This is a genomic window from Micromonospora acroterricola (assembly GCF_003172955.1).
Classification (GTDB): domain Bacteria; phylum Actinomycetota; class Actinomycetes; order Mycobacteriales; family Micromonosporaceae; genus Micromonospora; species Micromonospora acroterricola.
The window spans coordinates 1-11,174 of record NZ_QGKR01000328.1 but is presented as its reverse complement, the minus strand read 5'-3'; the positions used below and the strand labels follow the sequence as shown (position 1 = coordinate 11,174).

Below are 11,174 nucleotides of genomic sequence, written 5' to 3'. Positions count from 1 at the left end.
GTGGCGACCCGGACGGCCCGGGGCGGCTGGCGCCGGGCCGTCCGGTCGACCGGCCGGCGGCACCGGAGCACCGCCACGCGGCCTGGTCGGCTCTGCCGGCGCGCCATCGGGGCCCAGCTCGGTACGTTGCTGCTTGGCCGACCGCAGGTCGTCGATCCAGCCGAACTCCTCGCCGGATACCGGCTCCTCCGGCTCGGCCTCGGCCCGGCCTCGGCCCCAGCGGCGGCCCTTGGCGCGGGGATCGCGCCGCTCGTCCGGGCCCTCGTCCGGGCGGTCCGCACCACGCGACTTCACTGTTGACCCTCTCCTGCGGCGTTGGTGCCGCTGTCCTGCATCGTGCCGGGACCGCCCGTGCCCGTCGTCGAGCGACCGTTCTCGCCGGGAAGCGTCGGTACGGTCTGTGCCGTTACGGGCGAACCGGCCGGCGGGACCTCCGGGCGGGCTGCCGGGGTGGGCAGCCCGCGCACGATCCGGCGCAGCAGCGGCAGCCGGGCGGCCACCGACCGCTCCGCCCCGTGCGGGCTGGGCCGGTAGTAGTCGGTGCCCACGAGGTCGTCCGGGACGTACTGCTGGGTGACCACGCCGCGCTGGTCGTCGTGCGGGTAGCGGTAGCCCGTGCCGTGGCCCAGCCCCCGGGCCCCGGCGTAGTGCGCGTCGCGCAGCCCGCGCGGCACCGGGCCGCCCTTACCGGCCCGCACGTCGGCGATCGCGGCACCGATGGCCGTGGTGGCCGAGTTCGACTTGGGCGCGGTGGCCAGGTGGATCACCGCCTGGGCCAGGTTGAGCTGCGCCTCGGGCAGCCCGACGTACTCGACCGCGTGCGCGGCGGCGGTGGCCACGCTCAGCGCGCCCGGGTCGGCCATGCCCACGTCCTCGCTGGCGAAGATGACCAGCCGGCGAGCGATGAACCGGGCGTCCTCGCCGGCGACCAGCATCCGGGCCAGCCAGTGCACCGCGGCGTCCACGTCCGAGCCGCGCATGCTCTTGATGAACGCGCTGACGACGTCGTAGTGGGCGTCGCCGTCGCGGTCGTAGCGCACCGCCGCCACGTCCACCGCCTGCTCGGCGGTGGTCAGGTCGATCCGCCCGGCACCGAGCGCCGTGGCCGACGACGCCGCCGCCTCCAGCGCCGTCAGCGCCTTGCGGACGTCGCCGGCGGCGAGCCGGACCAGGTGGTCCTCGGCCTCGGGCTCCAGGGTGAGCGCCCCGCCCAGGCCGCGCTCGTCGGCGACCGCGCGGCGCAGCAGGCCCCGCACCGCGTCGTCGTCGAGCGGTTGCAGGGTGAGCAGCACGCACCGCGACAGCAGCGGGGAGATGACCGAGAAGTACGGGTTCTCGGTGGTCGCGGCCAGCAGCGTGACCGTACGGTCCTCGACGGCGGCGAGCAGCGAATCCTGTTGGGTCTTGCTGAACCGGTGCACCTCGTCGATGAAGAGCACGGTCTGCGGGCCGCCCGAGCGGCGCTGCCGGCGGGCCGTCTCGATCACCGCCCGGACGTCCTTGACGCCGGCGGAGAGCGCCGACATGGCGACGAACCGGCGGTCGGTGGCACCGGCCACCAGGTGCGCGATGGTGGTCTTGCCGCTGCCGGGCGGTCCCCAGAGGATGACCGACATCGGGGCGCCGCCGGAGACCAGCTGCCGTAGCGGCGCGCCGGGGGCGAGCAGGTGGTCCTGCCCGACCAGCTCGTCGAGGGTCGCCGGGCGCATCCGGACGGGCAGGGGCGAATCGTCGGCCACCGGAGTGAAGCCGTCGACACCGGCGGGGCCGTCGGGCGCGCTGCGCGGCCCGGCGGGTGCACCGAGGGAGAAGAGGGCGTCGGACTCCATCACGAAGACAGTACCGGGCCGGACCCGCGACGCCGGAATCGCGCCGCGGGCCGGACCACTGATGATCGGTTCCGGTCAGCCACGACCCGGACGCCGGCCCCGGTACCAACGGCCGCCACCACCGCCGCCACCAGCGCGCGGGCCGCTGCCCACGCCGGCCAGGTAGAGCGAGAGCAGCAGCAGCCCAATGAGCATGAGGGTTTGCCAGTTGAACAGGTCCGGCGCCCCGAAGTCGTTGTTGAGCAGGTCGACGAGCAGGGCGAAGCCGAAGACAATCGCGGCCAGAATGGCGAGCATGTCGGTCCTCCGGTGGGGGTTCCCAGTAGGTCGGCGCGAGATGTACCCAATCGGTCGGCTCGCCAATCTCCACGGTGGATCGCGGGTGCTGACGCCGCCGCCCCGCTCCCGGCTCCTAGGCTGGACCTCGTGATCATCGACGACCAGGTGCTCCAGGACCGGGCCGCCATCCTGGCCGCCACCGGCCACCACCCGTACGCGCGGCACGCGCTCTGGCTCGGGGCGCCGGCACGCGGCTGGCGGCGCGACGGCGCGGTGCTCTGGTTGTCGCCGCCGGAGCAGGGGCCGGCTGGTAGCGCGCTCGGCCCGGCCGGACCCGCGCTCGAGATCTGTGTCGCGCTGGTCGCCGACGGGGTGCTGCGCCCGGGGCAGTCCCTGCACCTGCCGCGGCACGACCCGGGCCTCCTGTCGGGCCGGCTGGCGGTGACCCGGCACCACGACTGGGACTTCCACTGGACCACCGCGCCACCGCCGGCACAGCCGGACGAGCAGCGCGTGGTACGCCTCACCGAGGCCGACCACCCGGCGCTGGAGGCTCTCATCGACGAGGCGTTCCCCAGCAGCACGTCCCGCCCCGGCGACCCACGCGTCGTCGACTGGTACGGCATCCGGGCCGGTGACCGGTTGGTGGCGTGCGGGGCGGACCGCAGCCGGGGCGACATCGGCTTCCTCGCCGGCCTGACCGTCGCCCCCGACCAGCGCGGTCGCGGGCTGGGCGCGGCGCTGACCGCCGGGATGACGCGGGCGCTGCTGGCCCGCCACGACACCGTCGCGCTCGGCGTCTACCCGGACAACGTCGGGGCGGTACGGCTCTACCGGCGGCTCGGCTTCACCAACACCCTCCTGATCAGCACCCTGCGACTCGACTGAGGTGTCCTCTCGCCTCGGGCCGCTCCTAACGCCCGGCGGCCTGTGGCGCGGTGGGTTCGGGAACCGCGGGCGGGGTGGCGGGATCCGCCGCCCGCTGGCGGCCGGCCCGCCAGGCGGGCAGGTAGAGCGGGGCGGCGACGGCCAGTACCACCGCGCCGACCACCATGGCGGTGCCGACGCTGGTGGCGGCGGCGAGCGCGGTCAACGCCACCCCGCCGAGCGCGCCGGCTGGCTGCGCCATCATCGAGTTGAGCGAGAGCACGCTGGTCCGGTACGGGCCGTCGACCTGCCGGTGCAGCAGCCCGCTGTGCAGCGGGTTGGACGCGCCGTGCACGGTGTAGCAGGCCAGGTACGCCACGAGCACCCCGACCGGCCCGGCGAACAGCCCCATCCCGACCACCGTGACGCCCTGCAGGATGCGCAGGAGGGCGGCGCCCGGCGCGGCGCCGGGCCAGCGCAGCAACAGGGGGGTCAGCGCCGCGCCGGCCGCCGAGGCGATCCACGCGGCGGAGTTGGCCGGCCCGAGCAGCGCGGCGGCGCGTTCGGGGTCGCCGACCACCTCGGCGAGCCGGACCGGCAGCAGCGACTCGAAGGTGATCATGCCGAAGCCCCAGAACAGCTCCACGGCCACCAGGGCGAGCAGCACCCGGGAGCGGCGCAGCAGCCCGACCGCCTGGCCGATCATCCGGGGCGCCTCGACCACCGAGGCGCGCAGCGCCGCCACTCCGGTGGCCGGCCGCCGCTCGACCAGCAGGACGAGCAGCGCGACCAGCGCCGCCGCCTGGGCGAGGATGGCGGCCAGCACGGGCACCGTGAGCGCGCTGACCGGCCCGATCGGGCCGAGGGCGACCAGACCGCCGCTGAGCAGCGCGCCGGCGCCGATGGCCCCGCCGATGACGGCGCCGGCGTACCCGAGGCCCCGCTCGTACTCGGCCTCCGGGTCGGCGGCCAGGGTCGCGTCGACGTACCAGGACTCCAGCGGGCCGCTGTCCAGCGCCCGGTAGATCCCCTGCAACGCCCAGACGAGGAAGAACAACGCGAACGAGTCGGCGACCGCGAACAGCGCCAGCGAGGCGAGGTTGAGCACTCCGGCGGCGAGCAGCACGGGCCGGCGGCCGAGGGCGTCGGCGAGGCCGCCGGTGGGCAGCTCCAGCGCCAGCACCAGCAGCCCCTGCGCGGCGCCGACCAGGCCGATCTGCGGCAGCGACAGGCCGCGCTCCTGCATCAGCAGGATCATCACCGGGATCATCAGGCCGGTGGGCAGCCAGCGCAGGCCGTACAGCGTGAGGTAGCGACGACGGACCTGGCGTACGGTCAGGGCGCTCACTGGTACTCCTCCCGCAACGGGTAGGTGGCCAGGAAGACCTGCACGGGGCGGGCCTGCGGGTCGGCGGAGTCGACTGCGTCGGCCTCGCGGTGGTACCGCTCCAGCACCTGCCACACCTCCGCTTTGAGCTCCTCCAGCCGGGCCGGCGGGACGGTCATGAAGATGTCGCTCATGCCGAAGGCGTCCCGCCAGGCCGGGGACCACTCGTGCTGGGTGGCGAACCAGCGTTCGGCATGCTCGACGAGGTGCCGCACCTGGTCGCCCTGGATCCACTCGATCGCGGCCCGGGCGTCGGGGTCGTCGTCGAAGTCGGTCGGTTCCCAGTTGGTGACGTCGTGCGCGGCCTGCCACCAGCGCTGCCGTCCGCCGCCCCGGTCGGGATCCTCGACGACCAGCCCGACCTCGGCGAGCTGGCGCAGGTGGTAGCTGGTCGCGCCGGTGTTGGTGCCGAGCATCGCCGCCAGCGTGGTGGCGGTGGCCGGGCCCTTGACCCGCAGAGCCCCGACCAGTCGCATCCGGAGCGGGTGCGCGAGCACCCGGACCTGCCGCTTGTCGATGCGCACCTCACGCGGCACCGGCCGCGGTGTCGATCCGTCCTTCGCCATGGCTGCACAGTATCTCTGCACACCTTCTCTGCACAATATCTGTGCATAGGAAATATGCAGAGAAGGTGTGCGAGCGGTGGGGGGTCAGCGGGCCAGGAGTTCACGTACTCCACGCAGCCGGGTACGCAGCAGGCCGGCGGCGCGGGTGCAGTCCAGGCGTACGTCGCTGGGGCCGGCCACGCCCGCGGCGGTGCTGGTGGTGGTCTTCAGGCCGGCCGCGTCGAGGCCGAACCGCTCGGCGACCAGCAGGCCCAGTTCGGCGCGGCTGACCGCGTCCGCGCCGGCCACGTTGAGCGGGCCGGCGTACGCGCTGCCGACCAGCTCCAGCACGGCGTCGGCCAGGTCGGTGACGTCGACCGGGCAGCGGATCATGTCGGTGAACAGGGTGGCCCGGCCGGCGAGCGCGTCCCGGCAGAGCTGGATCTGTTTGCTGCCCTCCCCAAGGATCAGCGAGGTACGCACCAGTGCCGCGCCGGGGTCGACCGCCCGCACGGCGGTCTCGGCGGCAGCCTTCGCGGCCCCGTACGCGTTCACCGGGGTCGGTGTCTCGTCGTCGGCGTAGGGCGACGGACGGCCGGCGTGCAGCGCGTCGCTGGACACGTGCACCAGCCGGGCGCCCACCTCGGCGGCGGCGACCGCCACGTGCGCGGCCCCGTCGGCGGTCACCGTCCAGTCGTCGTACCGGTAGGGGGTGCTGACCACGGCGTCCGGCCGCACCTGCGCGACCAGCGCGCGCACGGCGGCCCGGTCGGTCACGTCCAGCCGACGCGCCGTGACACCCGGCGCGGTGATATCGCCGGAGTGGTACGTGCCCACCACCGACCACCCGGCGCCCGAAGCCCGCCGGCACACCTCCCCGCCCAGAAACCCACTGGCCCCCACCACGAGCACCCGCATGCCACCACTCCCCTACCGACGATCAAGAGGTTCGCGTCATCCCGACGGGCGATGATGACGCAAACCTCTTGGTCAACCAAGCAGGTGGAGGGTGGGTCGGTCAGACCGGGTCGGCTACCGGGGCGGCCGGGCCGGCCGTTCCGGTGTGGGCCGTGGCCGGGGGCTTCGGCTTGGCGTCGATGCCGGCCTCGGTGCGCTGCTGGCCGGTGATCGGCGTCGGCGCGCCGGTCAGCGGGTCGAAGCCGCCGCGGGTCTTCGGGAAGGCGATGACCTCGCGGATGGAGTCCGCGCCGGCGAGCAGCATGCAGACCCGGTCCCAGCCGAAGGCGATGCCGCCGTGCGGCGGGGCGCCGTACTTGAACGCCTCCAGCAGGAAGCCGAACTTGTCCTGCGCCTCCTCGGGAGTGATGCCGAGCAGGTCGAAGACGCGCTTCTGCACGTCGCCCCGGTGGATACGGATCGACCCGCCACCGATCTCGTTGCCGTTGCAGACGATGTCGTACGCGTACGCCAGCGCCCGGTCCGGCGCCTCCTCGAACCGGTCCACCCACTCGGCGTTCGGCGAGGTGAACGGGTGGTGCACGGCCGTCCAGCCACCCTCGTCCGTCTTTTCGAACATCGGCGCGGCGACCACCCAGCAGAACGCCCAGGCGCTCTCGTCGATCAGGCCGGACCGCTTGGCGATCTCGACGCGGGCCGCGCCGAGCAGCTCCTGCGCGTCGCGGGTGGTGGCGCTCGCGGCGAAGAAGACCGCGTCGCCCGGCTTGGCGCCGACCGCGTCGGCGAGCCCGCCCAGGTGCTCGGCGGAGAGGTTCTTGGCCACCGGGCCGCGCGCCTCGCCGGTCTCGGCGTCCAGCACCACGTACGCCAGGCCGCGCGCGCCGCGCGCCTTCGCCCAGTCCTGCCAGCCGTCCAGCTCCTTGCGGCTCTGCGCCGCGCCGCCGGGCATGACCACCGCGCCGACGTAGCCGCCCGCGTCGATCGCCCCGGCGAAGACCCGGAACTCGGTGCCGCGCAGGTAGTCGGTCAGCTCGGTCAGCTCCACGCCGTAGCGCAGGTCCGGCTTGTCCGAGCCGTAGCGGGCCATCGCGTCGTGCCAGGTGATCCGCGGGATCGGCCGGGTGATCTCGTGCCCGGCCAGGTCCTTCCAGAGCGCCGAGACGATCGCCTCGCCGAGGTCGATCACGTCGTCCTCGGTCACGAAGGACATCTCGATGTCGAGCTGGGTGAACTCCGGCTGCCGGTCGGCGCGGAAGTCCTCGTCGCGGTAGCAGCGGGCGATCTGGTAATACCGCTCCATGCCGCCGACCATCAGCAGCTGCTTGAACAGCTGCGGCGACTGCGGCAGCGCGTACCAGCTGCCGGGCTGGAGGCGGACCGGCACCAGGAAGTCGCGCGCGCCCTCGGGCGTCGAGCGGGTCAGCGTCGGGGTCTCGATCTCCAGGAAGTCCCGCTCGTGCAGCACGCCCCGGGCGAGGTGGCTGGCGCGCGAACGCAGCCGCAGCGCGTTCGCCGGGCCGCTGCGGCGCAGGTCCAGGTAGCGGTACTTGAGCCGGATGTCGTCACCGGCCTCGATCTGGTCGTCCACCGGCAGCGGCAACGGGGCCGCCTCGGAGAGCACCTCCAGCTCGACGGCGGTCACCTCGACCTCGCCGGTGGGCAGCTCCGGGTTCTCGTTGCCGGCGGGCCGGCGGGTCACCTCGCCGGTGACCTTCACGCAGAACTCGTTGCGCAGCGCGTGCGCGTCCTCCTCGCGGAACACCACCTGGACCACGCCGGAGCCGTCGCGCAGGTCGACGAAGATGACGCCGCCGTGGTCACGCCGGCGGGCCACCCACCCGGCGAGCGTCACCGTCGAGCCGGCGTCCGCGGCGCGCAGGCTTCCGGCATTGTGGGTACGGATCACGGCTGGCAACTCCTCATCGTGGAACAGTCCTCACCGGCATTCTGTCAGGGGCGGCCGCCCCCGCTCCGGGGCACCCGGCAGGCCGCGACGATTCGCCGGTGGGCGGACGGGCGAACCCCGGTCGGCGGGCCGTCACGCCGGTTAACGTGGCCGAATGCGCGCCGTACCGAACTGGGTCGTCGTCACGGCGACGGCGGCGCCCGTGCTGCTGGTCGCCGGGTGGACGGTCGCGGGCGCCCGACAGCCCGCCGGTTACGACCCGGTGCGGGACACCATCAGCGAGCTGGCCGGGCACGATGCCACCGACGCCTGGATCATGATCACCTGCCTGGTGCTGCTCGGCTCCTGTTACCTGGCGATCGCCGCCGCGCTGCACGCGGCCGGGTTGCCCAGCCGGTTCCTCCTCGCCGTCGGCGGGGTGGCCACCATCGCGCTGGTGGCCTTTCCCCGGCCGATGGTCGGCGGGTCCCTCAGCCACGGCATCGTGGCGACCGTGGCCGTCCTCGCCCTCGCGCTCTGGCCGGCCGGTTCGGCACTGCGGCTGCCGCGCGGCCCGGACAGGGCGCATCCGGCCGCGCCCGAGCCGCCGTGGGCGTTCCGCCGGGCGGTGGGGCTGAGCACCACGATCGTGCTGCTCGCCCTCTTCGGCTGGTTCGCGTTCGAGGTGACCAGCGGGTCCCGGACCGGGCTGGCCGAGCGGGTGACGGCGCTGGCCGTCTCGCTCTGGCCGCTGCTGGCGGTGCTCTCCGCCCGGCGGGCGCACCTCACGTGGGCCGCGGGTGGCGCCACCGCCGTCGGCCCGGGGCTACCGACGGTTGGCGTCGTACCGCCGGATCCTCTCGGACCGGGCCAGGGGCCGGACCGGCTCGCCTGAGCCGGAGCCGGGGATGCCGCGGTGGCTCAACGACCCGCGAACGCGACGCGGGCCGCCGGATGGTTCCGGCGGCCCGCGAGCGGTGGATCGATCAGAAGACGCTGACGCCGTAGCGGCTCAGGGCCTCGGTGACCGGCTGGAAGTAGGTGGTGCCACCGGTGCGGCAGTTGCCGCTACCGCCGGAGGTCAGGCCCAGGGCGGTGCCGCCGGCGAACAGCGAGCCGCCGCTGTCGCCCGGCTCGGCGCAGACGTTGGTGCGGATCAGGCCGGAGACCGAGCCCTCGGCGTAGTTCACCGTGGCGTTGGTCGCGTTCACCGAGCCGCTGCGCAGGCCGGTGGTGCTGCCGGAGCGCTGCACCGCCTGGCCGACCGACGCGTTGCCGGCGCCGGTGATGTCGCGGAAGCTGCCGTTGTAGAGGGAGACGTTGCCGGCGGCGTTGGCCGAGTTGCTGTGCCGCACGATGCCGTAGTCGTTACCCGGGAAGCTGGTGCCGGTACGGGTGCCGAGCAGCGAGGTCTGGGCGGAGTTCGAGTACCAGCTCGCCGAGATGTTGGTGCAGTGCCCGGCGGTCACGAAGGAGTAGGTGCTGCCGCTGCGCACGTTGAAGCCGAGCGAGCAACGTCCGCCGCCGCCGGCGTAGATGGCCTGGCCACCGGAGATCCGGGTGCTCAGCACGCCGGCCTCCGCCTCGATCCGCACCGCGCCGTTGGCACGCGCGGCGGCGGCCTTGACCCGCTCCAGCTTCGCCCCGGTGACGGTGCTGTCCACGGAGACGACGACCTGGTTGGTGACCGGGTCGCTCCACCACGCGGTGCCAGGAATCTTGGCGGAGCGCTCCAGCTCCGCGGTGGCCCGGTTGAGCTCGGCGGCGCCGCGGGCGACGTACCGGACGGTGGCGCCGGCGTTGCTCACCTCGCGGGCGGCGGCCGAGTCAGTCACGGTGACGACCGACTTGCCGCTGGCATCGATGTACGAGCCGGCGGAGCGGTCGCCGAGCTGAGCGGCGAGGGCGGCGGCGGTGTCGGGCGAGGCGGCGGGGGCGGCCTGGGCCGGCGCGCCGATGAGCGAGCCGACAACCAGGGTTCCGGCCACGGCGACGGTGGCCGCAACACGGATCGGGGACCTCGTGGGTCGCATGTAACAAACCTCCTGGGCGGGGGAACGGGTCTCGCCGGGGGCGGCGAACCCGAAGGGCAACCCGGCCGATCTGGGGGAACCGGCCAAGTGCACTGAAGTATTCACATACTTAAGATCATTGACAAGACCTGTTTTCGCCCGGATTCGCCGATCTTCGCCGGCCACATGCCCGCAACACTGTTGACACGCTGGTGCACACCCACCGTCACACCGAACCGCCGCCGGGTTCCCTCCGGCATCGCGTACCGCGGTGGCACGGCGGCCGCCCGAGGACCGTTCGGCGTGGTGGGTCGTCGGCGTCAGGGGGTACGGCGACGCGCCCCGGGGCCCGGGCGGGGCACCACGTCGCGGTGCTGACCCACGTCGTGCCCGTCCGCGCAGCGCAGCGCGACGCGCACCTCCGCGCCGCAGTCGCGGTGAGCCACGCCCACCGGCGAGCCCTCCGGGTCGGCGAGGTAGCGGTCGCCCCACCCGAGCACGGCGACCAGCACCGGCCACAGGTCCAGGCCCTTCTCCGTCAGCCGGTACTCGTGACGCAGCCGGCTGCCCGGCTCCCGGTACGGCTCACGGCGCAGCACGCCCTGCTCCACGAGGGTGGCCAGCCGGTTGGTCAGCACCTGGCGTGGAATGCCCGTGCGGACGCGCATGTCGTCGAACCGGCGTACGCCGCTGAACACCTCGCGGAGCACCACCAGGGTCCACCGCTCACCGAGGATCTCCATCGCTCGGGCGATGGTGCAGTTCTCGACCGACCAGTCCAACGCCGCGGGTCTCATCCGCCCAGGCTAGGTCTTATTGACAGACTCAGCAACGGGCTGCCAGGCTGCGTCCATGACACAGACTCAGGAGCCGGCTCGCAGCCGTACCTTCACCTGGTCGGACCCGGCGGCCAACGCCGCGCAGGTCGGTCGACGCAGCGGCCTCGACCTCCTCCGGGCGATGATCGCCGGCGAGCTGGCCGCGCCACCGGTGATGCACCTGATCGACATGTCCCGGATGGAGGCCGACGAGGGGCGGGTCGTCGTCGAGCTGGTCCCGCAGGAGTTCCACTACAACCCGCTGGGCAGCGTCCACGGTGGCGTCATCTCCACCCTGCTGGACACCGCCGCCGCCTGTGCCGTGCACACCACGCTCCCAGCCGGCGTCGGCTACACCTCGCTGGACCTGAACGTGAAGTTCCTCCGCCCGGTCACCGTCGCGAGCGGCGTCCTGCGCTGCGAGGGCACCGTGCTCCAGCGTGGCCGCCGCACCGCCCTGGCCGAGGCCCGCCTGACCGACGCCGACTCCCGCCTGATAGCCCACGCCACCAGCAGCTGCCTCCTCTTCCCCCTCCAACCCTGACCGCCACCTCCACCCAGGTCGATCATGAGGTTGACGGGCGGTCCGACGATGGGACAACCCGCCAACCCCATGATCGACGAGGTGGGGTGG

General features: G+C 73.8%; 11 protein-coding genes and 1 pseudogene. 3 read left to right on the top strand and 9 right to left on the bottom strand.

The annotated features are described in order from the left end of the window. From DKT68_RS32255 to DKT68_RS28145, 3 genes and pseudogenes are all read right to left on the bottom strand, one after another. Positions 1-294, bottom strand: a pseudogene (locus DKT68_RS32255) (hypothetical protein); the annotation flags it as partial. After that, complete coding sequence (locus DKT68_RS28150; protein WP_109820410.1) at positions 291-1,829, bottom strand: replication-associated recombination protein A; 1,539 nt, start codon at positions 1,827-1,829, stop codon at positions 291-293. The pseudogene DKT68_RS32255 and the gene DKT68_RS28150, both read right to left, overlap by 4 nt. A gap of 75 nt (positions 1,830-1,904) precedes the next feature. After that, positions 1,905-2,126, bottom strand: coding sequence for a hypothetical protein (locus tag DKT68_RS28145; protein ID WP_109820409.1), 222 nt, complete (start codon positions 2,124-2,126; stop codon positions 1,905-1,907). A 129-nt stretch (positions 2,127-2,255) separates the two neighbouring features. On the opposite strand from DKT68_RS28145, the gene DKT68_RS28140 reads away from it, so the two are divergent. Continuing rightward, positions 2,256-2,996, top strand: coding sequence for a GNAT family N-acetyltransferase (locus DKT68_RS28140; RefSeq protein ID WP_109820408.1), 741 nt, complete (start codon positions 2,256-2,258; stop codon positions 2,994-2,996). 25 nt (positions 2,997-3,021) lie between these two features. Here DKT68_RS28140 and DKT68_RS28135 read toward each other — a convergent pair whose 3' ends face one another. The 4 genes from DKT68_RS28135 to aspS all read right to left on the bottom strand — a co-directional run bounded on the left by DKT68_RS28135 (position 3,022) and on the right by aspS (position 7,731). Beyond that, positions 3,022-4,323 (bottom strand): MFS transporter, encoded by a 1,302-nt coding sequence (locus DKT68_RS28135; protein WP_109820407.1) that lies wholly within the window; start codon positions 4,321-4,323, stop codon positions 3,022-3,024. After that, positions 4,320-4,928, bottom strand: coding sequence for an ArsR/SmtB family transcription factor (locus tag DKT68_RS28130; RefSeq protein WP_109820406.1), 609 nt, complete (start codon positions 4,926-4,928; stop codon positions 4,320-4,322). The genes DKT68_RS28135 and DKT68_RS28130 overlap by 4 nt, the downstream gene beginning before the upstream one ends. An 84-nt stretch (positions 4,929-5,012) precedes the next feature. Further along, positions 5,013-5,825 carry a sugar nucleotide-binding protein gene (locus DKT68_RS28125; protein ID WP_109820405.1) on the bottom strand — a complete coding sequence of 271 codons (813 nt, stop codon included), beginning with the start codon at positions 5,823-5,825 and terminating at the stop codon, positions 5,013-5,015. A 100-nt stretch (positions 5,826-5,925) separates the two neighbouring features. Beyond that, complete coding sequence (gene aspS, locus DKT68_RS28120) at positions 5,926-7,731, bottom strand: aspartate--tRNA ligase (protein ID WP_109820404.1); 1,806 nt, start codon at positions 7,729-7,731, stop codon at positions 5,926-5,928. Between the two features lie 154 nt (positions 7,732-7,885). On the opposite strand from aspS, the gene DKT68_RS28115 reads away from it, so the two are divergent. After that, the gene (locus DKT68_RS28115; protein WP_109820403.1) at positions 7,886-8,605 is read left to right on the top strand and encodes a DUF998 domain-containing protein; all 720 of its coding nucleotides are present in this window, start codon (positions 7,886-7,888) and stop codon (positions 8,603-8,605) included. Positions 8,606-8,696: 91 nt separating this feature from the next. On the opposite strand, the gene DKT68_RS28110 is transcribed toward DKT68_RS28115, so the two are convergent. Beyond that, positions 8,697-9,743, bottom strand: a complete 1,047-nt coding sequence (locus DKT68_RS28110; protein WP_109820402.1) for a S1 family peptidase — start codon at positions 9,741-9,743, stop codon at positions 8,697-8,699. Between the two features lie 299 nt (positions 9,744-10,042). After that, on the bottom strand, positions 10,043-10,519 hold the full coding sequence (locus DKT68_RS28105) for a winged helix-turn-helix transcriptional regulator (protein ID WP_109820401.1): 477 nt from the start codon (positions 10,517-10,519) through the stop codon (positions 10,043-10,045). Positions 10,520-10,574: 55 nt separating this feature from the next. Here DKT68_RS28105 and DKT68_RS28100 point away from each other — a divergent pair, with 55 nt between their 5' ends. Beyond that, a complete protein-coding gene (locus DKT68_RS28100; RefSeq protein WP_109820400.1) occupies positions 10,575-11,084 on the top strand; it encodes a PaaI family thioesterase in 510 nt (169 codons plus the stop codon). The last annotated feature ends 90 nt before the right edge of the window (positions 11,085-11,174 follow it).